The following is a 21548-nucleotide window of genomic DNA, read 5'->3' as shown; positions in this document are numbered from 1 at the left end:
CCTTGACAGCAAGCAGATAAATCGCGATTGTGGGCTGCAAAGAGGAGCCCCGTTTGGCGCACAATGTTATTGATCTGAAAGTCTATGATTCTCGGGATTTCCCCGCTTATCTACCGAAGCTCAACAAGCTCTATGATGACCTCTTTTCTGGGGGCAAAGGTTTCCGCGCAAAATTGATCCGCATGATGGCGGATAATTTGAAATTGGACCCCAAAGCTGAGCATCTCTTGGCTCAGACAATTGAATTCATCCACAACGCTTCTTTGCTCCATGATGATTTGGTCGATCGTTCTCAACTTCGTCGCGGGAAACCGGCGGCTTGGACCAAATACACTCCTGAGTATGCTGTGCTTGCAGGTGACTACTTGCTTGCGCGCGTGATGGTGAATCTTTCTTCTCACGGCAATATCAAACTTGTTCAATACACAGCCAATGTTATTTCAGATTTGCTCGAAGGTGAGTGGTTGCAGGACTCTGTGGTTGGTGATTTCTTTGTCACTCTTGAGCAATTGGATCGCATTCACAATTTGAAAACGGCAAGTTTGTTCAAATGGTGCATTCGCGCGCCATTTATCGCGCAAGAACGCTACAACGAAGAATTGCACCAAATCCTTGAAGAGATGGGCACGTTGTTGGGGCAACTTTTCCAACGCAGTGATGACCTTTTGGATTACGACATTCGTAACGACGAAGGTAAAGCAATCCTGGGTGACCTCAAATCAGGTTACTTAAATTCTTTCGGTGCTTATGTGTGCCAAGGTCGCACGCGCCAAGAAATCGATCACATCGTGAAATCGAAAAACTTGGAAGAGTACTACGCCAGCATTGGTGGTAAAGCTCAATTCGATCAAAAGCTTTTGGCGTTTGATGAAATGAACAAGAACTTGATTCAAATGTACGACCACCACTTGGAACGTTTGAAAAAGCACTTGAAGCCTGGCGAAGAAAAATTGATCGATCAATTGCGTCCGTTGACTGAGATTCTTTACTGGAGAAGGAAGCCTTCGTGAGTCAGTTCGTGACCCTTTCTAAGAACTCTCCAGAGTTCGAGTCATATTTGCTTGGCACTTTTGCGGATGATAAGCGCGCACTTCCGGTGCAAACGTTAAACGTGAATTCATCTTCTGAGACTGTGACTTTTAAAGTTTTGAATTGCAATGAGCTCGCTCCTCCGGCGTGGGCCTTGGTGGCTTTGCAGACCCTTCGTATCCGCAGTTTTTTGCTGATCTTGGTTCCGTTGTTTTTAATCCTGACTAAAAATCTATCCGACGAGACCATGCGTGATCCGCAAGCTGCGATTCTTGCAACAATCGGTGTGGTTTTTGCTTTCCTGGCGATGAATTTGCGCAATGATTTTATGGATCACATGAAAGGCGTTGACCGCGTTTTTGAAAAAAGCGGCAGCCGTGCGATTCAAAATGGTTGGGTGCGTGCGATCACAGTTAAAAAACTTTCTTCGATGTTTTTGGTTTTGGCTGCTCTGACTTCGCTTCCCTTGATTTACACTTATCCAGATTTGGGAATTGTGATTGGGATCGCAGCCCTGGTTGGCATGTGGGCTCAGTTTAAAAAACAAAACTCATTCAAATACCAACGCGGTGGTGAGATTTCATTGTTCTTGATGTCAGGTCCACTTTTGACTGTGGGCTATCAACTGGCAATGGGTGCTCCATTTGATATGGAGAGTTTCTGGATTGGTTGTGTGTACGGATGGCTGGTGCTTTTCGTTGTGCACCTTAAAAACTTCTCTAATATTTTGCCAAGTTCTCAAGCGGGATTTTCCAATACGGTGAACTGGTTGGGATTTGATAAGTCTCGTCGCATGCTGGCTTTGTGGTGGGGCCTCTTTATTGGTTTTAATGTGATTTATCACTTTAACTTCGCGGGCTTTTATTGGGGATTTTATTTATCTCTGGGACTCGCTCTTATTTCTGTTCATTTCGTCGGAAAATTGAAAGCCATCTCAAGCCCCGCGGGCAGCGAAATGCGGGACATCTTCCGTCGCGGTTATGCTCTTTATCTTTTAGCTGTGGGCCTTTGGACATTTGAATGTCTGTGGTATCTGTGGCCGTAAAATCTCAAAGCCTTTGCGTTGTGTCTTCGGATGCTTCTTCGTTGGCAAAGGCGCAGGATTGGGCGCGCTTTTTACAAGCCCCTCTAAATCCAACGGATCTACAAAATTATTTCTTTCATTTTCATGTCGAGAACGGCTCCGTATTTGTGAAAGACACCGAGGGGCGAAAGCTTGCGATCGATTTTGATGAAAATCATTTGGATTATCAACGTCGTGGACATCGTGGGAAAAATGAATTGATTGCCAAGGCTCTTGGTGTCGCTAAGGGAACTAAAAAAGTTTTGGATCTCTCTGTTGGTTTAGCTGTTGATAGCGTGTTTTTATGTCAGCTTGGCTTTCAGGTCACTGGTGTGGAGCGCTCGCCGGTTTTGTATGCTCTTTTAAAAGAAGCTTTTGCAAAAACTCAGAAAGAAGAACTGAAAAGCTATGAGCTTTTTCACTCTGACAGCCGCGAGTTTTTAGAGACTCAAAAAAATAAAATCGAAGTCGATGCAATCTACTTTGATCCGATGTATCCGCATAAAAAGAAATCCGCTTTGCCAAAACAAGAAATGGTCGTGTTCCGCGATCTGGTTGGGGATGATGCGGATGCGGCAGAGGTTTTACGTTTAGCTTTACAGTGGCCGGTGCGCCGGGTGGTCGTGAAAAGACCCATGCGGGCAGAGGAGCTTCTTCCCGGAGTGACTCACGCATTTGAAGGAAAGGTGGTCCGCTATGATACTTATGTGGTTGGGTAGTTTAGCCCTTTTGCTTTTTGGTTTGGTTGAATCACAAAAAGCTATTGCGCACGCATTTTCATCTTTGCAAAAAAATGCGCTGGAAGAAAACGTGGAATCTTCAAATTTGAAGCTGTTTTTAAAAAATGCGATCTTAACGTTCTTTGAAGCTTCGCCTTCGAAGTCCCTCTATTCGGGAATGGCCGCTTACAACTTGCGCGTATTGAGTCTTCGTTCAGGTGTGTTGTGGATGTGTCTGAGTACCTTGGGTGCTTGGTGGATTCTAGTAATGGGCGCCATGTTCCTGAATCTGAACGGATTGCTTTTCTTAGGTTTGGGATTTTTTGCGTATGTTTTAAGAGGTCAAGCTGTTCGCCAATATCTGCGCATTTCTCTTTTCATCGGATTGTTTTTATTAGGCGGGGAGCTGGCGCTTCGCAATTCGGCCGTTCTTTTAAACTCATTGGGAACGGGAGAGTTTGTTTTCTTTATGGCGGATGGTCGCTTGCTCTCGGTTCTGGGAATTCTCTGCTTGGGTGTTGTTTTAAGTTTCTTTATCTCCGTTGAATTCTGGTCTGTATGTTTTGCCCTGTGCTTACTTGTTGCCAATATTATTTCAGTAAATGGTGCCCTGGGACTATTTGCCGGTGAGCGTATCGGCCGTATGATTCTATTTTGGTGGCGCACGCGCAGCTTGAATCAGGACTGCCGTCGTGTGGGCTGGCAGCTCGCGATGGTTTCGGCCTCAGCGGCGTTTTTGGGATTTATGATTGCTGGCCTTTTGCGCGGTGATGGTGGCATCGGTTTTTCTGGAGAAATGGATCTCAGTCGTGAGAAATTGATGGAGTTTTTGTCTCTCTCATTTGTGATTTTGATTGTTCAGTTTGTGGCACAAATGATCTGGGGCCACTTCGGCAGCCAAATGAAGGTCGATGAGATTCAAGAAGCTCGATACATTCCGAAATCTTGGCTGGATCAGGAGCTTTTGTCGGTCGAAGCCGTTACCTGGATTCGTACAAAAGTGCAAAAGCGAATCAGTGAGATTCGCTATCATCGCCAGGGTTTACAAACTGTCAAAGAAGGCCAAATTCCCGAGGCGATTCAAGCCCGACTTAAGGCCGAAGAGGAAGAGCTTTCTCGTTTTCTGCAAGACTGAGTTATGAGACCCTTTGATCTATGTCGAAGGAACTCAAAGAACGTATTTCAGAACTCGAACATGAACTGGCGGTGAAGGAAGCAGAACTTCATCGCTATCGTTTGGAACTGACGAAGGCCAACACCGCGATTGAAAAATTAATTGCGCAAATCAGTCAGGAATTGAAGATTGCGCAAGGGCTTCAAAAGTTTCTCTCTCCAACGACACTTCCCAATATTCAAGGTTTCGAATTCAGCACCAAGTTTCTTGCGGGAACTCGTTCGGGCGGCGATTACTTTGATATCTTTGAGCACGAAGACAAACTCAAATTTGGTGTTTTGATTTCGAGCGCCAGCGGCTACACGCTGTCGTCATTGCTGCTTTCAGTGATCATCAAAATCTCTTCTCAGATGGAGGCGCGTAAAGGCCTTGATGCCCATAAAGTTGTGGGTTTGTTAGCGCAAGAAATCGTGCCCCGAATTCAAACCGAAGATCGTGCGAGCATTTTTTATGGCGTCGTTGATCGTCGTAATTATGAGTTTCAGTATTGTTCAGTGGGAAGCATCGATGGATTTTTGCAGGTCTATGGGCAAGACGCTCTTCAAGAACTGCTTCCAACGGGGCCCGCCCTTGGGAAAGATTTTAACACAGAGCCTCAATCTCGAACTGTGCAACTCAATCCGCGTGATAGAATTGTACTGGCTACTGAAGGCCTTAAGATGTCGCAAAACGCCATGGGTGTAAACTGGGGCGGTCATGGACTCTCCGAGGCAATCTCTCGCTCTCCGAAGCAGGGAGTTCATGAGCTCAGAAACGAAATTTTGTACTCCAATGAAAAGTACACGGGTCGAACCGAACCTTTGCGCGATCAAACCCTGATTGTGACTGAAGTTAAGGACAAGATCATTAAGCTCGCCAAGTAGCCTTTTTCGGTCGGCATTGCTGGACTCGGGGATTGGATCTTGGTAAGACTGGTTGGTTATTTTACTTAGGCAGGAAAGGATACTGTATATGGCTGAAGTGAATATTTATGAAGGTGCGTTGGACAAGGGCTTAGAAGGCGTAGTTGCTTGTACAACTAAGGTTTCTTTTATCGTTGGAGATCATTTGAATTTCCGCGGTTACACAATCGATGATTTGGCTGCGAATTCTACATTCGAAGAGACAACATTCCTTTTGTGGAACGATCGTCTTCCAACTAAATCTGAATTGGCTACTTTCACAGCTGATCTTCATAAAGAGATGGCTTTGACTCCTGATTTCATCCAGGTTTTGAAAGGCATTCCAACAAACGTTCACCCAATGGCTTGGCTCCGCACTGCGGTTTCGTTGCTAGCTCACTGGGATAAGGATGCAAACGACAACGCTCCAGAAGCAAACGCTCGTAAAGCAGTTCGTTTGACTGCGAAAATGACAACTCTTCTTTGCGCATTCGATGCCATCCGCAAAAAACAAGAGCCTGTAGCTCCTAAAGAAGGCAAATCTATCGCTTGGAACATGATGTACATGCTTGGCGGCGGTAAAGAACCAAACGCTGAACACGTTAAGGTTATGGACACTTGCTTGATCCTTCACGCGGACCATGAGTTGAACTGCTCTGCGTTTGCAACGCGTGTAACGGCTTCTTCTTTGTCTGACCTTCACTCTGCAGTTGTTTCGGCAATTGGCGCGTTGAAAGGTCCTTTGCACGGTGGTGCGAATGAACAAGTGATCTTGATGTTGCAAAAAATCGGCAACATGGACAAAGCTCAACAATTCGTTAAAGACGCTCTTCAAGCGAAAGAAAAAGTAATGGGTATTGGTCACCGCGTTTACAAAAACGGCGACCCACGTGCTCGTATCCTTCGCGGTATGTCTGACAAATTGACTAAAGCTGCTGGAATGCACCACATGTACGAAATGTCGACTTTGATTGACGATACTATGTACAAAGAAAAAGGCTTGATGCCGAACGTGGATTTCTATTCTGCGACTGTGTACTTCTCAATGGGTATTCCAACTGATTTGTTCACACCAATCTTCGCGGCTTCTCGTATCTCTGGCTGGTGCGCTCACGCGTTCGAGCAATACGCGAACAACCGTATCTACCGCCCTCGTGGTAAATGGGCTGGTAAAGAAGGTTTGACTTGGAAGCCTGTTGAACAGCGCTAGTCTAAGTACGAGTTCTTAAGACTTAAATACCAAAAGGGAGGCTGGAAACAGTCTCCCTTTTTTTGTTTGCTCGCAGCCTAGACTCCTTGATTCACCCGCTTTTCTTTTTTTGGAAGAAAATGAGGGTGAATAGGGGGGATTTATGAATGCGCTATTCGGACTTTCTCTCTTTTTACTCTTGTTATTCTCTCACGTTTTAGCATCCGCGCAGAATGGACAAAACGGTCGCGATCACGCCGAGTATTTAGAGATGATGAATGAGTTTCCGCTTCAAGAAATTCGTCGCACCATCGGCACCATTGCCGCCCACGGTTTGCAACCCAATGTCTATTGGACAGCCGCGATGGAAAAATCTTATCTGGTTGACCCGGGTGATACGAATACGTCCCTTCGCACAAAAGCTAATGAAAATTTCTTAAGACTTTTACGAGATATTTCAATTGGAGGTACAGACCCACAGAAATTAGGTTTGGATATTCGCATTCCACAAAAACCTTTTATCCCAGTTAAAGATTTAGGAATGTTAATTGTAACAACCGGGGGAAAAGGGGATTTGATTCTTGAAGCCCTGGCTCCGCAGAATGTGTGGTATGCCTCACTACAAGAATCACTCAAGTATCTTATGCCTCTTTGTCAAAACGGCAGTTGGACGTCCTTAGCACCCGTGAAAAAAGAATTGAAACTTGGATCTAAAAATAAACAGATTCCCGAGTTGAAATCACGCCTGGCACTCTATGGATATCGATTTGCAAATATGGATGAAACATTTGATCAGGATTTGCTCTATGCTGTCAGTGACGTACAGTCGATATTAAGAGTGAAACCAGATGGTAAGATTTCTCCCGGGGGACGCACGTGGAGATATCTCAATGTCCCTTGTGCTTTGCGAGTTCGTCAGGTGCAAGCAGATATGGAAAAAATCCGATGGTTTCCTCCGACATTCGAAGATCGCTATATCTTCGTGAACCTGGCGTTCTCGCAGTTCCTTCTTGTCGATAAAACTGCGGGTGGCTCGAATCAATCGATGAATTTCCGAACAATCAATGGCCGCGTGCAAAGAAAAACTCCGATGATGAAGGACCGCATGGACTATGTGATCTTTAATCCATTCTGGGTTGTGCCACCGACAATATTCATCGAAGACAAAGTTGAGGAAATCAAACAACTCAACTATTGGCAGATCAATGCCTACTTTAATTCTCATAACTACGAAGTCTGGAATCGCTCGTTCACACGACGACTTGATCCGGCATCAATTAACTGGTGGGCGATAGATCCAAGTGCTGACTTTGATATTTATATTCGCCAACGTCCGCACACTGGAAATGCGTTAGGTGTGGTCAAGTTTATGCTGACAAATTCATTCTCGATTTACTTGCACGATACGAATCAACGCGAACTTTTCGCACAACCCAATAGGTTATTAAGTTCCGGTTGCGTGCGTTTAGAGAGACCACTGGATTTAGCAGAATATGTTTTGCAGGGAACCGAATGGAACCGTACTGCTATCGAAAACATAGTTGCCAAACCCGGTGAAGTCCTCAATAAGGACACGAAGGTGAATCTCACGAACAAAATACCAGTGTATCTCGTGAATATGACATCCCAGTTAAACTCGGACCGCGTCCTGAGATTTGCCGAAGACCCGTACAGCCAAAACACAAGAATCAACATGTACCTAAAAAGCCTCTTGTAGGTACCTGCTTCCTTTCGTGTCGAAAAGGTACCAGGTTCTTTTTGTCGACGAAAGAAAGCTGGTACCTGTGAATTTCCTTGCGCTTAGAGGTGAAAACTTCAAATATGAAGACGTATTTGGAAAGGACAATGCGATGTCAGTATTTACTAAAATTATTAATGGTGAACTTCCTTGTTATAAAATTTATGAAGATGAAAAGATCTTTTCGTTCTTGGCATTGGACCAAGTGAACTTGGGTCACACTTTGGTGATTTCTAAAGAAGAGATCAATCACTGGACGGAGGTTCCACCAGATGTTTATGCTCACTTGCATAAGGTTTCACAAAAAATCGGGAAAGCCATTTTGAAAGCTTCGGGTTCTCCGCGTGTTGGTCAAATGGTGGCGGGCTTTGAAGTGCCTCACTATCACTTGCACTTAATTCCAGCTTGGTCGATTCCTGATTTGGATTTCAAGAAAGCTCAACGTCGTTCTGATACAGAGATGAAGCAGATTCAGTCTGAGATTCTTCGTCACTTGGCTCTGTAGGAATTTTTGAAGCTTCAGAAAAGCAAAACCCCGATGTTTCCATCGGGGTTTTTTAATTTTTAAAGCTTAAAATTTTTAGAATAAGAAGCGGGCGTCTGCTCCGATAAAAAAGGCATTCGCTTTATCTGCGTTCAAATCACTTTTGTTCAAGATCGTCTCAAATGCTCCGTAAGGAATAATATCAAGGTTCTCAGTTGCAATAAAGCGAAGCGATCCGCGCACACCTAAGAGGTCTGACTTGGAACCATCAGAGATCGTCGTGCCATTGGCTTTGATTTTCGTAGCTTCCTCAGTTTTATAGTAGATGCTTGCATTCGGGTTGTAAGCATTTTCGATTTCACCGAAAAGTTGAATCGTCATGAGGTTACCGCCCGAAACTTTCGTTGAAAGATTGTTGTAAAGGTTAGAAGTGTAGGTTCCATCCCCTTCCATATTAAAGCGATAACTGAAAAGACCACCCAATTTAAAAACCGAGACCGGAGCAACCAAACCTACGGTACCCGTGAGGCCTATTTGTCCATCGGAAGCTGAATACTCATACGTCAAAGTATTTGAACTTCTTTTTTCCGGTGGAATCGAGAAGGTCCCATCTACATAAAGAGTCATTGATTTCATCAAATCAAAGTTTCCTTTGTAGCGAATATCAAAACTTTCGAAACCTTTCGTTTTTTGTTTGTAAGACGGAAGACCAAATGGTTTTACGTCTGCAGTCAGCGATTTGTAATTGAAACCGAAACCGATCGCATTGTTATCATTAAGACCGTAAAACGCCGTGAGCGGAATATTAAATCCATTTGCTGTAACCGTTGAACTGTCGTCATAGCTCATGTCGATGTACTGGTAATTCGCGCCACCACGAAGTTCGAATTGCTGGCCGCTTGGTGTGAGCGTTTGCTCAGTTTGAGTCAATGCAAAGGCTGCAGATGAAAATAAGAAAATCAAAGACGCGAGAGATTTCATAGGTTTCCTTTCATATTCCCTAGACCAATTTTGACTCGAGTTGAGCCTGTTGTGTAGCAGTGTTTCATATTGAGTGCCTTGAATCTGAAATCTGGACCATCATGCTATAGCGCATTTTGTTAGGACTACGGTAAGATAATATCAAGCTTCTATTGGGGCTGGAGAGGAGGTGATTGGTATGTGTAACACATGTGACATAACCAAGGCGGAGGTGGCGGTTTCTTAGAAACCCCAGGACCTTCGCCGAGATTCTGAAATGAATCAAAAACAAAAGGGCCGTCGCAAGATGGCCCTTTCCTATTTCAGCGATAAAACTAGCCTCGCTAAGTGTTTTTCCCGCCTAAGTTAAATGCCCGAAATTCCGATATAATTTTGTAATTGCATTGCAAAAGGGATCTGCAAAATTATGTCTGACGATTCAACCAAACCTCTTGAGAGTTCTCAAGAAGACATCATCATTATCGACTTCGCTGAAGTCGAACAAGTGTCACAAGTCTTCTTCGAAGAATCCAAAGACATTCTTGATAATTTAGATCAGCAAATTTTAAAACTCGAACAAGCTCCCGATGATCGCGATCAGATTAATGTTCTCTTCCGACGTGTGCATACCATCAAAGGCAGCGTTGGTGCGGTTCCCGGTGGACAGCTTTTAGGATCTGTCGCTCATGAGTTTGAAGCTCTTCTCAATCGCATTAAACAAGAGCAAAGACCCGTTTCAAAAGAATGCATAGATTTGTTTTTGCACAGCTCACGAATCCTCAAAATTCTCGCACATAATCTTCGAGAAAAAAGAGAGCTTTATCCTGAAGAACTCAGTGAAGCTATTGAGCTTATCACGCAGTACGGAAGTTTTCAGTTCAGCGATGATGTGCCAACGGCAGTTCAATCGAAAACGGTCAAGGCTCGTGTGGCTTCAAGCAATTCTGAAGACGACGGTGTTTGGCTTTCAACCAAACAAATGAATGAGATGCTCAAGCTCTCCGGAGAGCTATTAGTTCTGAAAAACTTTTTCACAATGATGAGCCAAACCGTGAACCTTCGTGAAGAGCCTGACCTCTATGAGCGTCGTCAGGGCGATTTTTCTCAGAGTCTGAATAAGATCTGCGAGCAATTTCAGTCTCAGGTACAAAGCATTCGCAAAGAAAAAGCGGAAGTCTGCCTGCAAGGTTTGCCGGTTCTAATTCGTCAGACGGCAACAGAGTTGAATAAATCCGTGCAATTTGAACCGAAAGGTTTGGATCTACTCATTGATAAGTCACTGGGTAAAGATCTCTATGAATCTCTGGTTCATATGGTGAGAAACTCAATTGATCACGGTGTCGAGGATCAGTTCGAAAGGACTGTTCAAGGAAAAGCCTCTATTGCGACGCTTTTTCTCGAAATGTCTGAGAACAACGGTGTGATTCATGTCCATTTCGGAGATGACGGTAAGGGGCTAGATCGCGCGCGCATACTAGAACGCGCTGTGAAAAATGCTCTTGTCACGGAAGAGGCGGCAACGCATCTGCCTGATGAAGAAATTTACAAATTTATTTTTCAACCTGGATTTTCAACTAAAGAAAAAGTCACCACCATGTCAGGTCGTGGCGTCGGTATGGATGTCGTTTTATCGACTATAGAAAAGTACCAAGGTAAGATACGTATTGAGACCGAACCTGGGCTGAAAACTTCCTTCTATCTTGATATTCCAGTGCCTCAGCACATTTTGGTCGAACAATCTCTGCTCAGTCAGTGGCAAGGATTTTATTTTGCACTTCCACTTCGTTCGGTGGCGCATATCACTTCCTGCGATTCTTTGACGATGACGAAAGTCGATAAGTATCGCTTCTGCCAGTTCAGTGGACTCACAGTTCCATTGATGCATTATCATGAAATTTTACGTCAAGATCTGATGATATCTGAAGACGAAGTTAAAAAGATGTCGGCAATTTTCTTAAAGGTCAAAGATCGTGTGCTTGCGGTCTTGGTAGATCGCATTGATGGTCAAGCCGACCTTGTCGTGAAGCCATTTAGTAAAATGGTGAAGGGCATGCAAGGCTTTAAGGGAACATCAGTCTTAGCAGATGAAAAAATCTGTTACATCGTCGATCCAGAAAAAATGCTGGGCCTTCTTCAAGTCGAAGAACATCCTGAGCAAGAAAGGTCAGCGGCATGAGTGACTTCTTTGGTGATGACTTTACGGCCGAGCTGAAAAACTATTTCTTGCAAAGTCTTTTGCAAGAAGGAGAGAAGTTTCAGGATCTTCTTGATGAAGTGACCTTCAAACGTGTTTTACCAGAAGTGCGCGAGCAACTTTCTGCATGGGTCGTGGATGCAAAGACTAATGAGTTTATTTATTTAGCAGCGTGGCTAGAGTCATTTGTTGAAAAAACCCGTGAATTTTCTGACTACACGGAATTAAAGTCGGCTCTGCAATCGTTTTTAACTTATGTCGGAAAGTTAGCGCAGGGCGAATCCGATAGCGCGGATTTGGCCTCGCAATTTTCGTTTGTTGCAGGCGGGAAAAAAGATGCACTCTATTTGCATTGCAAAGTCGGAGTTCAAGACTTTGTAATTCCAATTCAGTATGTACTCGAAATCAGCGGTCCATTGCCGTTGTTCCCGTTGCCTGAAAAACAAATGGGTCTTTTAGGTGTCATCCCATTCCGTGGAGAAGCTCTTCCCGTATTCGATCTATCCGAATACGGATTTCAAAAGATTGAGTCTGATTTTTATTATTTTGTGATCTGTGATCATGAATCTTCGCGATTTGCTTTGCAGGTCAGCGAAACTGATGAATTGTTAAACGTTAACGAAAAAGAATTACAAGCCAAAGACGTTTCAGCTTCCATGACCTCTGCAAATTTTATCCAGAGTTTTTTCATCCGGGAAGACAAGAGTTTGATGGTTCTTGATATCGACAAATTGGTGGCAGCATGAATACTTATTATCTTTTCCCAGGTAAAGCAGCAGCGTTTAAAGAAGAAACTATTATTTCAACTCTTCTCGGTTCTTGTGTTGCAGTGGCATTGCATGATCCTACAACGGGTATCGGTGGCTTAAATCATTATCTTTTACCAGAGGTGATGCCGAACGAAACGCCGAATACACGTTACGGTCAATTTGCGATTCCGTTTTTGATTGATGAGTGTGTGCGTTTAGGTGCAAACCGCAGTAAATTGCAGGCAAAAATATATGGCGGTGGTAACGTTATCAGTGTTTCGCAATTAGGTGACGGCATTGGTAAACGCAATATCGAAGTGGCCGAGCAAATGCTCAAAGCTGCCAGCATTCCCATTCTTGAACGCAATGTTGCTGGGGAATCCGCGCGCACGATTAAACTCAATACTTCGACATTCGATGTTTTGCATAATAGCGCCAACTCAACGGGTGCAGAAAAAACGCCAGTCGACGTCTCAGGTTTCCGTCCTTTGACGATTGCAAAAAATGTCAAAGTTCTTATCGTCGATGATTCGGCTACGGTGCGTACTCTATTTACAAATATTTTCTCTAAAAACGGTTTGGAAGTCGTGGGTGCGGCGGCCGATGCTTATCAAGCCCGTGAACTGATTCTACAGAAAAAACCTGATGTCATGACTTTGGACATTGAGATGCCAAAAATGTCTGGTGTGATGTTCTTAGAAAAAATCATGAAGCATCACCCGATTCCGGTGGTAATGGTTTCTTCCTTGGCCAGTACTGGGGAGGCCGCTCTTAAATCTTTAGAATTAGGCGCGGTGGAATTTGTTCATAAGCCTTCACAATTTGATCCCGTCGTGTTGAAAGATCTCGCCGGACTTTTAATTGATAAAGTTCGTGCGGCAGCTTCTGTAAATGTCCTTAAAAAATTAAAAGAAGCCCCGCCACCAATTGCTATTCGTCCTCCGACATCTGCGCCAAAACGTAAAGCGGCAGAATTAAAAATTATTGTGGCAGGTGGTAATGCCGGGAGTGCTGATGCTCTGGAAAAATTTGTGAAGGGCCTTGCTGCTGATACGCCGCCGGTGGTTGTGTCATGCAGTACCGTTGCGAACTTCGCAACAGCCTTTGTCTCGAAACTCAAGCTGGGAGCGAAAGTGACGCCGGTTGTGGGTAAAGATGGGGATTTCCTTCGCATGGGGCATGTTTATTTTATTCCTGCTGAACATCATGGGAAAATTGCGACCACTCCACAGGGACCACAGTTGAAAATTTTCAAAGGTGCACCGGTGGCTTCTCAATTACCTTCCAGTGACGTGCTCTTCCAATCAGCGGCAGCAAGTTATAACAAAGGTGTCTATGCCGTGTTATTGGGTGGATTCGGTTCTGACGGTGTAAATGGTCTTACCGACGTGCAGAAACTCGGTGGAGCGTCCGTCGTTCAGACACCAGATGAAGCGCAATTCCCCTATGGCCCGCAAAAAGCCATTGAACTGGGTGTCGCAGATGAGGTATTAAACGCTGATTCTATTGCAAGTCACTTAATGCAATACAGAAATCAGAACCTCTACTAAGGCGACTTTTTAAAAAGGCCCCTTCGACGGCGTTGTCGAGGACTGGATCTTTTTAAATAGCCTTGGAACTGTGGAAGAATATGAATCACATAAAGAATTTTATTGGTGGTGAGTTTGTCGATGGTGAAGGTGGGAAGACTTTCACTAAGGTTTCGTCGTTTGATGGCGAAACTCTCGCGACGGTTTCTGAAGCTGGTGCGTTTGATTTGATTAAGTCTATTCAAGCGGGCAAGAAGGCTTTCGTTGCTTTTGAAACGGCGACTCGCGAGCAGAGAGCTCACTTACTCAATTCGATTGCGACTCATTTTGAATCTAATAAAAATGAGATCGCTTTTTTAGAAGCTCTTTATCAAGGTTTGCCTCAAGAGTTTGTTTTAAATAACTCAGTGGAAGTTGCCATTCGTGTTTTGAAAGAAACGGCGCAATCACTTTTGAATTCAAAAAAATCAGAGATGGAAGTTCGATCGACAGGACTTATCGGAATTATCACGCCGTGGTCATTGTCGCTCCGAATGGTTGTGGACCGTTTGGCTCCTGCACTTGCTGCGGGTAATGCTGTGGTTGTTAAACTCTCAGAGCAATCTCCGATCACAACTCAAATTTTGGGCGAAGCTTTGATGAAAGCCGAAGTTCCTGCGGGACTTGTGAATATTTTGAATGCTCCTGCTGAAATTGGTCACATGTTGGCAGGACACCCTGGCGTGCGTGCCGTTACTGCCGCGGGTTCTAATGCGACGATGGAAGCCATCGCAACAGCGGGTCTTAAACAATTTAAAAAATTGCAGTTGTCGGGTTCAGCGAAAAACAGTGGCCTCGTGTTGGGTGATGCCGATTTTGCCAACAACATTGGTGAAATTCTTCGTCCGTTCCTAATTGGACAAGCACAAACGTGCTGGAATGTTTCGCGTCTCTTTGTTCTTGAGGCGACTCATAAAGAATTCTACGAAGCTGCGAAGTCTTATTTAGAAAAACTAACTCCATCAACGGGTCCAAAGGATTCTTCGCCGTGGTTGCCGTTGATCGCTCCGAAGGTTGCTGCGGACCTTGATCAGAAATTAAGTCTCGCAAAAACCGAACACGGAAAGATTCTTACGGGTGGAGAAGGACTTGCTGACAAAGGCTTCTTCCATAAACCCACTGTGATGATTGATCTGACGAATTGCTCGGTGATTCAACAGGATGAAGTGCAAGGTCCTTTGTTGTTGGTCACCCCAGTGAAATACCAACACGAGATGCTGAAGTGGACAAACACTTCCTACCTAGGTCAAGGTGCGGTTGTTTGGGGTTCAGCGGAAAAAGCAGCAAAGGTCATTCCGAAGTTGGAGTGCCAACAAGTTTGGTTGAATTCTTGGATGACTGGTGCTGAGAAATCTATGTTTGGTCACAAACAGTCGAGCTTTGGAAATCCGGATATGTCTTGGGATGGAAGTTTCTATTCTGACGTGAAATCTTTGACGGGCCTCTAGAAAGACGTCAGGAATCTGACGAAATCGCCCGTCATAACTTTGACAAAAATTAGTTCAAAACGTGGTTACGTGACCGAGTTTTGACGTCACAATGAGGGCAGAAAGCTTCTTCTTTTACCTCATCAACCGACTTGTCAGTTGTATGTTTGAGCTCGAGTACGGTGCCGCAAAGTACGCAATTGTTTTGGGAAATTATAAACTCGCGGTGACGAGGCACATCGGCTTTTTCAAAATACTGAATCTTATTTGCTTCCATTCAACTTATCCTTAAGTTGTTGTTTCGCGGGTTGCGAAACGTGCTCATCCTTGAGCAATAGTGTTCCACTGCAAGTTCCGTTCACAGGCAAAAGTCCGGGCTTCGGATCTCTCATTCATTCTCCTCGCAAATCAAAGCTGCCTCAATTTTGGAGAAGGTTCCCGCCATTAAGGAGAACCTATGAAACATAAAATTTCTAAACTCATCATCACGCTCGGAATTCTCGCGACACTTCCGGCTTGCATCGAAGTCAAAGACAAAGACGAAGAAGGAAACGTCGTCATTCAAACAATCGAAGGCGATGACCTCGTTGTCGATGAACCTCTGTTTTTACATGAAGGACAGTTTCTCCGCCAAGATGCCTTTCAACAAATCCGTACCCGCAGCACCTCACCGCAGGAATACAAAATCAAATTGGCGAGTTTAAAAATGGGCCCCAACGGAGTTATTTACACCATGGGAAACACCGTGAGATTTGATATTCACTCTTTAGAGTCAATGGCTGGAGTGATTGCGACTTTTCCAGAAGGCAGTAAAGCAGAGAGTGGCAAAGGCCGTTCCGGAGGTGCGATCATTATTCAAACCGCAAACGCACAAGGCATTTTGCGAATCAAGCTTATCGGAGAGACTGGCGGCCAAGGTGATCCAGGCCAATCGCCAACCGCGGCGATGAAAGGTGCAACGGGCGCAACAGGAAAAAATGGCGGCAATGCTTGCGGAGTGGGGGGAATTGGTGGGAGTGTTGGTGGCAACTTTAACGTCAGTGGAACTGTTGGCGGTAATGGTGGCAAAGGTCAGCAAGGATTTGTCGGGGGAAAAGGTTATGCAGGAGGTTCTTCAGGAACACTTAGTCTGACAGTGACAAACTCCGTAAACTTCAAGCCCGAAGTCGAAATCAAACCAGGCAAAGGCGGCGCAGGCGGTCTCGGGGGTGAAGGCGGCGAGGGCGGAGATGGAGGCCCTGGCGGCAAAAAGCCATGTGCGAAAGATAAATATTGGCCGTCGGGAGCAAAAGGCCCGCAAGGTGATCGTGGGCCTACAGGTCCATCGGGCTCTGACGGTGTCAGCGAAACAGCGTGTTTCTATGTCCTGCAGAATCCGATGTGCGATACGAAAAGTTTTTCTTACTCTAAATAACTCGTTTTCAATTTTTGGTCGGCGGCGTGTTTTTCTTGAGCCAACGTGATCAATTCAGTGATCAGATTTTTGTAACTCACGCCGCTGGCTTCCCACATTTTTGGATACATGGAAATTTTTGTGAACCCAGGAATTGTGTTGATCTCGTTCACATACAATTCGCCGTTATCTTTCAAAAAGAAATCTACGCGAGTCAAACCATCACAGCCCATCACTTGATATGTTTTCTCTGCCGCTGCTTGGACTTTTTTAACTTCTTCAGCTGTCAACTTTGCCGGGATCTCGATGATCGCACCGTTATCGTCGATGTATTTTGCTTCGTAAGAATAAAACTCGTGCTGAGGGATCACTTGTCCAGGAACAGATGCCTTTGGACTTGCGTTGTGACCTTTCACCGAGCACTCAAGCTCGCGACCTTGAATAAATTCTTCTGCCAAAACTTTCGTATCGAATTGGAAAGCATCATTCAATTTCACAGTGTAGTCTGCAGCCGATTTGATTTTATGAACGCCTACTGACGAACCTGCATTCGCAGGTTTGATAAAGAATGGAGTTCCGATTTTTTTCACGACTTCATCGTAGTTCGATGGATTTTGTGGTGTGAGCAAAACGTATTTGGCATTTGCAACACCCGCATAGTTCAATAAGCGCTTCATGATTTCTTTATCCATACCTGCAGCTGACGACCAAACGCCACAGCCGACAAATGGAACTTGCACCATTTTAAACAAACCTTGAATCGTACCATCCTCACCCATCGTTCCGTGGAGAATCGGAAAGGCACAGTCGATGTTCACTTGTTTTTGTGAATTCAAAGAAAATAAGACCGGTTTTCCCATTCGGCTGATCAAAGCCACAGGCTCCGCATTCGGCGGTAACGCACTGTCGACGATTTTAGTCGCTTGTGTAAAGATATTCATATCAGGAAATTGATACCAGCTGCCTTCTTTAGAAATCCCGATCAAGATCGGATTGAAAAGATCTTTATCCAAAGCATCAGCAATGTTTTTTGCCGAGCGCAGGGAAACTTCGTGTTCTGCTGATTTACCACCAAAAATAAGTGCGATTGTTTTTTTCATAGTTGTTCTTTCTTTATGCCCATTCTACGAGTTCATGCGCGAGTCCAAAGATACCTTTGAAAACTTCATTCGGTCTGGCGTTGTCGTACATATACGCTGGCGTTGTAACGACTTTTGTTTCACGATCTGAAATATAATCATCAACGGGACACTCTTCGTGGCGAGCGCCTGTTTTTTCGATTTCTTTTGCAGTCTCGACGTCTTCACCGATTGTCACAGTCACGCCGTGCTTTCCTAAAACTTTTGCGACTAAAACGGGAGCAATGCAAATCGCACCGATGGGTTTTGAAGCTTCATAAAATTCCGTGATGACACGTTTAACTTCCGGAAGCACTTCACACTGAGCTCCTTTTTCAGCCCAGTTGCAAAGATTTTTTGCAGCACCATAACCACCAGGGAAGGCAATCGCATCAAAATCTTTCGCATGAAGTTGTGCCAAGTCTTGGATATGACCGCGAGCAATGCGTGCGGCTTCGTTCATCAGGTTGCGTTTTTCATTTTCAGGTTTTCCGCTCATGTGATTGGTAGCAGAAATTTCGATGTTCGGTGCGAAGCAAGATACAGTGGCACCAGCTTCATTCAATGCGATCAACAGACTGACGGCTTCCGTGATTTCAGATCCATCTTTGAATCCACAGCCAGAGAGTACAACAGCAATTTTTTTCATGGAAAACCTCCCGAGGATTTTCTAACTCTACAGGAGGTTTTTGGCCGAGGCAATGATCGCTCTCTAAGGAGCAGGACGGTAATTCGCGAGTTTCACGCAATTTGTTACGAGGAACTTTCCGGAGTTGTATGAGGCCAACGCGCGAACACAGAACTCTGGCATGCGTGCAAGGTAAGGAAGGTCAGGACTCACTGCGAAAGAGTAATTAACCTTCTGCGTTTCAGTCATGTTTTTGTATTTCACAGTCAATGTACTATTGAACTTGATTCTTTTCTGATGGATTTTGCAATCAGACAAACCACCACAGTTCGGTTGAGAACGCATGGATTCAGGCGCGTTTACAACTTCATCGGAAGTTTCCAAATTTGTACAAGCCCGCGAACAAGTCTCTGCACCCAATTGCTCTTGGCAAGCCTTCACAAGTTCTTCCGAGTTCGTGCATGAATACATGGCTAAACCCAAGAGCTTTTCATATCCAAGCTCCATCTTAATATCATCCGCCATCAAGTGCAGACCTTTTGGTCCTAAAAGATTAAGAACAGCAGGAGTCGCAGCCTGGGGATTTTTAGTGTAATACGCACGACCTTGTTCTTTAGTCGATTGTTGAGCATTGTCGCCGGTATAAATTGCAGTCTCATACGCGAATGTATAAGTGTGTTTCAGATATTCAGGCTCTTCGGTGTCTGGCTTCACTTCAATCTTCATCAGATTGATGCCTTCTTGCATATACAAGCGAGGCTGTTGGGTTTCCAGTTGTTGGGTCGTATGAAAAAGAGCAAATTCTCCGACCTTCATTTCTAAAGGACTCGACTTCGCATCGGAATAAACCCATGCTTCATCCAAAACGGTCGCTAGATCTGCGGCCGTCGTTGGTTTTTCATTTTCAGAAGTGTCTTCATCACGATTAATACAAGACGTTGTCGCCACCGCCGTGATCGCGAGGGCTGACAAAAGCAAATTTCTCAATTTCATCATATAGAATCCCAGCCCCAAACCCACAAAGGAAGTGGCAGGACTTTTTCAAGTTTAACGACAGTTTCTTCTTTAAATAATCCCAATGCGCGGTAGTCGATAGGGCCAAAAAGAAGTTTTACTAAATCTGTTTCTTGTTCAATTGTGACGAGTTCTTGGCCAACGCCAAAAACAAAGTGCGCCGGATGTTTTTCTAAAACAATATCGGCAACGCCTTCCGCGCGGAAAGCACGTTTGATTTTTGCCGCCAGCTGGTCGAAATTAACCAACTTGATCATGCCTAAAAAGCCGCTATTCATTGTGACTTCTTTTGTTTGCAATTGATTGATCAAGTTTTGTGAATGGCGAGGAACGATAATCGTATAAGGCTGTTTTTTCTGAGCACGGATGTAAGCAAAAAGAGCCATCAATTTTGAAACGGAGCCGCCCCATTCGTGGATATATCCGCCGAGGTCCACACCTTTGCCTTCAATTGCATAAGCTGCGAGTTGGCCGTTGGTTTCCCAAGCTGTGTAGACTTTTGTTTGTGGAATCGAAAGAAACTTACGAGTTTCTTCAATTGTGCGAACTGAGTTCACGGAATGAGAAGCATAGAGGCGATAAATCGCATCGGGAGAAACTTTTGGATCATCAGAAAAGCGCAAATTCACTGGCGGAACATTGAATTCTTCCTCAATCACGAAGCTCACTTCGCTGCCAGCCAGTTCAAAACCCATACGACGATAGAAGTCGAAAAGATCTGTCCACAAAATCGCGATATCGCAGGATTGTTCCGTTGCCGATTTCAGACAGTCGGTGATGATTTGTGTAGAAAGTCCCTGACCGCGAGCAGCGTCATCGGTCACGACAGAACCAATGGCACCGACTTTAAAAATGACGTGTGGGGACTTGATGATAAGGGGTTTCATCACGGCATGCGAGAGGACCTTTTCGTCGTCCGCGATAATACGCATATTATGGATATTTTGAGGGGTGAAAGCCGTCGGGTATTCCGCCGTGATCGACCATGGGGCCTCAGAACGCAGTTTTTTATTCAAAAAATCAAAGACCTGAGGAAGCTCGGCCTCTCTTGGTGAACGCGGTCCTTCCATGAACCCTCCTTGGATATCCCTATCAGAATAGCTGGAAAGCGTCCTAGACCCCAGCATTCAACAATGTGAGCCCTGAAAAATGCGACCCAAGTCCGGACAGGGGTTTGACATCAAGCTCAAAAGGCATATATTACGGGGGCATTTTAAGTGTTCTAAGGAGTCCCAAATGGCCGACAAAAGTCAGAAATGGAATGAAAACAAATCCGGAAAAATGTACGTGGATCAATCGTGCATTGCCTGTGATGCCTGTGTTCTGACGGCTCCAAAAAACTTCTCTATGCATGAAGAAGATGGCCACGCATTCGTAGCAAAACAACCAGAATCTCCAGAAGAAGAAGCTCTAGTAAAAGAGGCGATGGAAGGTTGTCCAGTTGAAGCCATCGGAAACGATGGCGAAGGCTAGAAGTCATTTACTAACCCCAAATCCTGCGTTGTTCGTCGTCGCAGTACAGGAGTACAGCTCCTCCTCGCGCCTTGTCTTTGGAGTCATTAAATGACTTCTAAGAAAAAAGTCCCCCTCAAAGATTCGATCGCAGAGACGGTAACGCTGTTTAAGCGTTACTATCCAGACGCTCATTGCGCTCTTAATTATACAAATGCATTTGAACTTTTAGTTGCGACCATTCTTTCCGCTCAATGTACAGACGAGCGGGTGAATATGGTCACGCCTGCTTTGTTCAAAAAATACCCAACTCCACAAGCCATGGCGAAAGCGAAAGTCGAAGATATCGAGATGCTCATTCGTTCCACGGGCTTTTATAAGAACAAGGCTCGCAATCTGCAGGCCTGTGCGGCTGCCTTGGTTTCAAAACACAAGGGCATTGTGCCGCAAGAACTCGAGGCTTTGGTCGAGCTTGCGGGTGTCGGTCGCAAGACGGCCAACGTGGTTTTAGGAAATGCCTACGGAATTCCCAGCGGTGTGGTCGTTGATACTCACGTCACACGTCTTTCCAACCGCCTGGGTTGGGTGAAGTCGCAGAACGCTGTGTTGATTGAAAAGCAATTGGTGAAGCTTGTCCCCATGGAAGATTGGATTATGCTCTCGCATTATTTGATTTCTCATGGTCGGGCTATCTGTAAGGCGAGAAAACCTGATTGCGCTCACTGCTTCCTAGAGGAGACTTGCCCGAAGAAGGGTGTCTAGGCCACA

The 21548-nt window shown here is 44.9% G+C and carries 22 protein-coding genes; 15 read left to right on the top strand and 7 right to left on the bottom strand.

Annotated elements, in window-relative coordinates; translation table 11 throughout:
* The first annotated feature begins 53 nt into the window (after positions 1–53).
* The 8 genes from ACLWOR_RS04595 (at position 54) to ACLWOR_RS04560 (ending at position 8298) form a co-directional block, all read left to right on the top strand.
* Positions 54–1010, top strand: coding sequence for a polyprenyl synthetase family protein (locus tag ACLWOR_RS04595; protein ID WP_413939497.1), 957 nt, complete (start codon positions 54–56; stop codon positions 1008–1010).
* Complete coding sequence (locus ACLWOR_RS04590; protein ID WP_413939496.1) at positions 1007–2074, top strand: prenyltransferase; 1068 nt, start codon at positions 1007–1009, stop codon at positions 2072–2074. Before ACLWOR_RS04595 ends, ACLWOR_RS04590 begins: the two co-directional genes overlap by 4 nt.
* Positions 2050–2811 (top strand): class I SAM-dependent methyltransferase, encoded by a 762-nt coding sequence (locus ACLWOR_RS04585; RefSeq protein ID WP_413939495.1) that lies wholly within the window; start codon positions 2050–2052, stop codon positions 2809–2811. The genes ACLWOR_RS04590 and ACLWOR_RS04585 overlap by 25 nt, the downstream gene beginning before the upstream one ends.
* Positions 2789–3946 carry a hypothetical protein gene (locus ACLWOR_RS04580; protein ID WP_413939494.1) on the top strand — a complete coding sequence of 386 codons (1158 nt, stop codon included), beginning with the start codon at positions 2789–2791 and terminating at the stop codon, positions 3944–3946. Before ACLWOR_RS04585 ends, ACLWOR_RS04580 begins: the two co-directional genes overlap by 23 nt.
* Before the next feature lie 20 nt (positions 3947–3966).
* On the top strand, positions 3967–4848 hold the full coding sequence (locus tag ACLWOR_RS04575; RefSeq protein WP_413939493.1) for a PP2C family protein-serine/threonine phosphatase: 882 nt from the start codon (positions 3967–3969) through the stop codon (positions 4846–4848).
* 88 nt (positions 4849–4936) lie between these two features.
* Entirely contained in the window at positions 4937–6076 is a 1140-nt protein-coding gene (locus ACLWOR_RS04570; protein ID WP_413939492.1) for a citrate synthase, read from the top strand.
* 142 nt (positions 6077–6218) lie between these two features.
* The gene (locus ACLWOR_RS04565) at positions 6219–7772 is read left to right on the top strand and encodes a L,D-transpeptidase family protein (protein ID WP_413939491.1); all 1554 of its coding nucleotides are present in this window, start codon (positions 6219–6221) and stop codon (positions 7770–7772) included.
* Between the two features lie 16 nt (positions 7773–7788).
* Positions 7789–8298, top strand: coding sequence for an HIT family protein (locus ACLWOR_RS04560; protein ID WP_413939490.1), 510 nt, complete (start codon positions 7789–7791; stop codon positions 8296–8298).
* Between the two features lie 75 nt (positions 8299–8373).
* Here the strand turns inward: ACLWOR_RS04560 and ACLWOR_RS04555 are convergent, their stop codons facing one another.
* Positions 8374–9258: a hypothetical protein gene (locus ACLWOR_RS04555; protein ID WP_413939489.1), complete on the bottom strand. Its 885-nt coding sequence runs from the start codon at positions 9256–9258 to the stop codon at positions 8374–8376.
* A 406-nt stretch (positions 9259–9664) separates the two neighbouring features.
* Here ACLWOR_RS04555 and ACLWOR_RS04550 point away from each other — a divergent pair, with 406 nt between their 5' ends.
* From ACLWOR_RS04550 to ACLWOR_RS04535, 4 genes are all read left to right on the top strand, one after another.
* Positions 9665–11413 (top strand): chemotaxis protein CheA, encoded by a 1749-nt coding sequence (locus ACLWOR_RS04550; RefSeq protein WP_413939488.1) that lies wholly within the window; start codon positions 9665–9667, stop codon positions 11411–11413.
* Positions 11410–12177 (top strand): chemotaxis protein CheW, encoded by a 768-nt coding sequence (locus ACLWOR_RS04545; RefSeq protein ID WP_413939487.1) that lies wholly within the window; start codon positions 11410–11412, stop codon positions 12175–12177. The genes ACLWOR_RS04550 and ACLWOR_RS04545 overlap by 4 nt, the downstream gene beginning before the upstream one ends.
* Positions 12174–13730, top strand: a complete 1557-nt coding sequence (locus ACLWOR_RS04540; RefSeq protein ID WP_413939486.1) for a chemotaxis protein CheB — start codon at positions 12174–12176, stop codon at positions 13728–13730. Before ACLWOR_RS04545 ends, ACLWOR_RS04540 begins: the two co-directional genes overlap by 4 nt.
* 80 nt (positions 13731–13810) lie before the next feature.
* On the top strand, positions 13811–15196 hold the full coding sequence (locus ACLWOR_RS04535) for an aldehyde dehydrogenase family protein (protein ID WP_413939485.1): 1386 nt from the start codon (positions 13811–13813) through the stop codon (positions 15194–15196).
* A gap of 49 nt (positions 15197–15245) precedes the next feature.
* Here the strand turns inward: ACLWOR_RS04535 and ACLWOR_RS04530 are convergent, their stop codons facing one another.
* Complete coding sequence (locus tag ACLWOR_RS04530; RefSeq protein ID WP_413939484.1) at positions 15246–15452, bottom strand: hypothetical protein; 207 nt, start codon at positions 15450–15452, stop codon at positions 15246–15248.
* Positions 15439–15567 (bottom strand): hypothetical protein, encoded by a 129-nt coding sequence (locus ACLWOR_RS04525; protein ID WP_413939483.1) that lies wholly within the window; start codon positions 15565–15567, stop codon positions 15439–15441. The genes ACLWOR_RS04530 and ACLWOR_RS04525 overlap by 14 nt, the downstream gene beginning before the upstream one ends.
* Positions 15568–15632: 65 nt before the next feature.
* Between ACLWOR_RS04525 and ACLWOR_RS04520 the strand changes: the two genes are divergently transcribed.
* Positions 15633–16589 (top strand): hypothetical protein, encoded by a 957-nt coding sequence (locus ACLWOR_RS04520; RefSeq protein WP_413939482.1) that lies wholly within the window; start codon positions 15633–15635, stop codon positions 16587–16589.
* On the opposite strand, the gene ACLWOR_RS04515 is transcribed toward ACLWOR_RS04520, so the two are convergent.
* The 4 genes from ACLWOR_RS04515 to ACLWOR_RS04500 form a co-directional block, all read right to left on the bottom strand.
* Positions 16577–17668, bottom strand: coding sequence for a D-alanine--D-alanine ligase family protein (locus ACLWOR_RS04515; protein WP_413939481.1), 1092 nt, complete (start codon positions 17666–17668; stop codon positions 16577–16579). The genes ACLWOR_RS04520 and ACLWOR_RS04515 overlap by 13 nt on opposite strands.
* A 13-nt stretch (positions 17669–17681) precedes the next feature.
* Entirely contained in the window at positions 17682–18335 is a 654-nt protein-coding gene (elbB, locus tag ACLWOR_RS04510; protein ID WP_413939480.1) for an isoprenoid biosynthesis glyoxalase ElbB, read from the bottom strand.
* Positions 18336–18398: 63 nt separating this feature from the next.
* Complete coding sequence (locus ACLWOR_RS04505; protein ID WP_413939479.1) at positions 18399–19310, bottom strand: hypothetical protein; 912 nt, start codon at positions 19308–19310, stop codon at positions 18399–18401.
* Positions 19307–20398 carry a GNAT family N-acetyltransferase gene (locus ACLWOR_RS04500; protein ID WP_413939478.1) on the bottom strand — a complete coding sequence of 364 codons (1092 nt, stop codon included), beginning with the start codon at positions 20396–20398 and terminating at the stop codon, positions 19307–19309. The genes ACLWOR_RS04505 and ACLWOR_RS04500 overlap by 4 nt, the downstream gene beginning before the upstream one ends.
* Before the next feature lie 166 nt (positions 20399–20564).
* Here ACLWOR_RS04500 and ACLWOR_RS04495 point away from each other — a divergent pair, with 166 nt between their 5' ends.
* Together ACLWOR_RS04495 and nth are read left to right on the top strand one after the other, a co-directional pair.
* On the top strand, positions 20565–20801 hold the full coding sequence (locus tag ACLWOR_RS04495) for a ferredoxin (protein WP_413939477.1): 237 nt from the start codon (positions 20565–20567) through the stop codon (positions 20799–20801).
* 90 nt (positions 20802–20891) lie between these two features.
* A complete protein-coding gene (gene nth, locus ACLWOR_RS04490; RefSeq protein WP_413939476.1) occupies positions 20892–21542 on the top strand; it encodes an endonuclease III in 651 nt (216 codons plus the stop codon).
* The last annotated feature ends 6 nt before the right edge of the window (positions 21543–21548 follow it).

It is taken from the genome of Bdellovibrio sp. HCB2-146 (assembly GCF_047345725.1).
Taxonomy (GTDB): domain Bacteria; phylum Bdellovibrionota; class Bdellovibrionia; order Bdellovibrionales; family Bdellovibrionaceae; genus Bdellovibrio.
The sequence above is the reverse complement of the archived record's forward strand: the minus strand, read 5'-3'. Positions and strand labels throughout refer to the sequence as shown.

Excerpts from the sequence above, each read along its gene's own strand:
- ACLWOR_RS04585 (WP_413939495.1), top strand. The coding sequence starts at position 2,050 with ATGTCTGTGGTATCTGTGGCCGTAAAATCTCAAAGCCTTTGCGTTGTG.
- ACLWOR_RS04580 (WP_413939494.1), top strand. The coding sequence starts at position 2,789 with ATGATACTTATGTGGTTGGGTAGTTTAGCCCTTTTGCTTTTTGGTTTG.
- ACLWOR_RS04575 (WP_413939493.1), top strand. The coding sequence starts at position 3,967 with ATGTCGAAGGAACTCAAAGAACGTATTTCAGAACTCGAACATGAACTG.
- ACLWOR_RS04570 (WP_413939492.1), top strand. The coding sequence starts at position 4,937 with ATGGCTGAAGTGAATATTTATGAAGGTGCGTTGGACAAGGGCTTAGAA.
- ACLWOR_RS04565 (WP_413939491.1), top strand. The coding sequence starts at position 6,219 with ATGAATGCGCTATTCGGACTTTCTCTCTTTTTACTCTTGTTATTCTCT.
- ACLWOR_RS04555 (WP_413939489.1), bottom strand. The coding sequence starts at position 9,258 with ATGAAATCTCTCGCGTCTTTGATTTTCTTATTTTCATCTGCAGCCTTT.
- ACLWOR_RS04550 (WP_413939488.1), top strand. The coding sequence starts at position 9,665 with ATGTCTGACGATTCAACCAAACCTCTTGAGAGTTCTCAAGAAGACATC.
- ACLWOR_RS04545 (WP_413939487.1), top strand. The coding sequence starts at position 11,410 with ATGAGTGACTTCTTTGGTGATGACTTTACGGCCGAGCTGAAAAACTAT.
- ACLWOR_RS04540 (WP_413939486.1), top strand. The coding sequence starts at position 12,174 with ATGAATACTTATTATCTTTTCCCAGGTAAAGCAGCAGCGTTTAAAGAA.
- ACLWOR_RS04535 (WP_413939485.1), top strand. The coding sequence starts at position 13,811 with ATGAATCACATAAAGAATTTTATTGGTGGTGAGTTTGTCGATGGTGAA.
- ACLWOR_RS04530 (WP_413939484.1), bottom strand. The coding sequence starts at position 15,452 with ATGGAAGCAAATAAGATTCAGTATTTTGAAAAAGCCGATGTGCCTCGT.
- ACLWOR_RS04525 (WP_413939483.1), bottom strand. The coding sequence starts at position 15,567 with ATGAGAGATCCGAAGCCCGGACTTTTGCCTGTGAACGGAACTTGCAGT.
- ACLWOR_RS04520 (WP_413939482.1), top strand. The coding sequence starts at position 15,633 with ATGAAACATAAAATTTCTAAACTCATCATCACGCTCGGAATTCTCGCG.
- ACLWOR_RS04515 (WP_413939481.1), bottom strand. The coding sequence starts at position 17,668 with ATGAAAAAAACAATCGCACTTATTTTTGGTGGTAAATCAGCAGAACAC.
- elbB (WP_413939480.1), bottom strand. The coding sequence starts at position 18,335 with ATGAAAAAAATTGCTGTTGTACTCTCTGGCTGTGGATTCAAAGATGGA.
- ACLWOR_RS04505 (WP_413939479.1), bottom strand. The coding sequence starts at position 19,310 with ATGATGAAATTGAGAAATTTGCTTTTGTCAGCCCTCGCGATCACGGCG.
- ACLWOR_RS04500 (WP_413939478.1), bottom strand. The coding sequence starts at position 20,398 with ATGGAAGGACCGCGTTCACCAAGAGAGGCCGAGCTTCCTCAGGTCTTT.
- ACLWOR_RS04495 (WP_413939477.1), top strand. The coding sequence starts at position 20,565 with ATGGCCGACAAAAGTCAGAAATGGAATGAAAACAAATCCGGAAAAATG.
- nth (WP_413939476.1), top strand. The coding sequence starts at position 20,892 with ATGACTTCTAAGAAAAAAGTCCCCCTCAAAGATTCGATCGCAGAGACG.